General features: G+C 69.4%; 2 protein-coding genes. Both read right to left on the bottom strand.

Annotated features, from left to right (window positions below):
• On the bottom strand, positions 1 to 332 hold a 332-nt coding region (locus EPD65_RS16105; RefSeq protein ID WP_165873038.1), incomplete at its 3' end, for a sulfatase-like hydrolase/transferase.
• 116 nt (positions 333 to 448) lie between these two features.
• The coding region (locus EPD65_RS16100) for a sulfatase-like hydrolase/transferase (RefSeq protein ID WP_131585977.1) at positions 449 to 1,810 on the bottom strand (1,362 nt) is incomplete at its 5' end.

Below are 1,810 nucleotides of genomic sequence, written 5' to 3'. Positions count from 1 at the left end.
GCGCCGTAGCCCCACGGCGTCTCGTGCCACCACACGTGGTGGTTGTGGGCGTACTTGCCGGTGAGGAACGACGCGCGGTTCGGGCAGCAGAGGGGAGTGGGAGCGAACATGTTGCGGAAGTCCGTGCCGCGGGCGCCGAGGAACTTGCGCAGGTTCGGCATGTACTTCACGTCGTCGTAGCGCATGTCGTCGGTCATGACGACGAGCACGTTGGGCGCTCCGGTCCGGGCGACGGCCGCACCGGCCGACGTCTCGTGGTTGATCGCACCGAACGTCGGCACGGCAACCGCCAGGGCCGCCACCAGCGAGATCAGCGTTGAACGTCGCTTCATGGTGCCCTCCCCTCTGTTGTCTGTTGTATGTCGAGTGAAAAACTAGACTATGACGATGGCGTAACGCCAGCCGTGACGCCTGTCGGGCGTGTCACACGCCTCGGGGTGACGAGGGGTCAGCGGCCGTAGTAGCGGGCCGTCTCCGTCTCCATGAGGTCGGTCAGCTCACGGGTGCTGGTGGCATCGGTCGTCAGCGACGCGGGCAGGGGGAGGTCGCAGGCGGCACCGCGGCACTGGTGGAAGCGGTCCCAGAGCGTGCGCAGCTCACCCTTCACCTCCGCGTACGCCGGGTCGGCAGCCACCGACGTCAGCTCGACCGGGTCGCGGCGCAGGTCGAAGAGCTCTTCCTGGCCGTTGCTGTAGCGGACGTAGAAGTACTGCGCCGTGCGGATACCGACCGCCGAGGCGTCGCCGCGCTCGAAGCCGGGGACGTCGTGGCGGTTGCGGATCGAGGGGAAGTAGGCCTCGTAACCGAGCGCGTGGTCCCAGCCGCGGCCGGTGCCGATCGCGTCGACGAACGGCTGTCCGTCGGTGCCGGCCAGGTGTGCGCCAGCCCAGTCGAGGACGGAGGCGGAGAGGTTGACGGTGTTGACCGGCATGACCTCCTGGGCGCCCTCGGGGATGCCGGGGCCGGCCATCAGGAGCGGCACGCGGTAGGACGGCTCGAAGCCGATGACCTTGCCGCTGCGCCAGCGGTGCTCGCCCTCCATGTAGCCGTTGTCGGAGGTGAACGCCACGATCGTGTGGTCGAGCTGACCGCTCGTCTGGAGCTCGTGGAGCACCCGGCCGAGCTGGCGGTCGAAGGCGAAGAGCGTCTCGGCCCGCTGGCGGGAGAGCGCCAGGATGTCGGAGCGGTCCGAGTCGGTGAGCGGCTTCATCCGGCGGGTGATCCGGGCCTTGTCGCGGACGTCGCGCTCCGGCTGCCCGTCGACCGGCACGCCGAGGCCGCGCTGGATCTCGGTGTCGAAGCGCCCCTTGACCCAGTCGGGTCGCGCCGGCGTCTCCATGCCGTCGCCGATCGGGTCGTCGGACTCGACGGGGTCGCCGTGGTGCGGGGCGAGCGAGTTGAGCTGGAGATACCACGGCTTGCCGCCGCCCTCGAACTGCCGCAGCACGTCGAGGCCCTCGTCGACCAGGACGTTGGAGTTGTACTGCCCCTGGTGGCCCTCGAGCACGCCGTTGTCGTTCACGGTCGTCGCGAAGTAGTTGTAGGTGCTGCCCCACAGCGGGTTCGACATCGGCACGGGGACCGCGTCGGGCGTCGCGCGCCAGTCGTCCCAGCCGTTCGGGACGTAGGTCCACGGCGCCGCGGTCGGGTCCGCCTTGGGGGCGGCGATGCCGTAGCGGTTGAGGTACTTGCCGACGTACCCGGTCTGGTAGCCGGCTTGCTGCAGGGCGCCACCGATGGTGTGACTGTCGTCGAACGCGCCGTAGCCCCACGGCGTCTCGTGCCACCACACGTGGTGGTTGTGGGCGTA

Origin of the sequence: Nocardioides jejuensis (genome assembly GCF_004337475.1) — a bacterium.
Taxonomy (GTDB): Bacteria; Actinomycetota; Actinomycetes; order Propionibacteriales; family Nocardioidaceae; genus Nocardioides; species Nocardioides jejuensis.
Note: the sequence above shows the minus strand (reverse complement) of the source record. Positions and strands in the feature narration are given on the sequence as shown.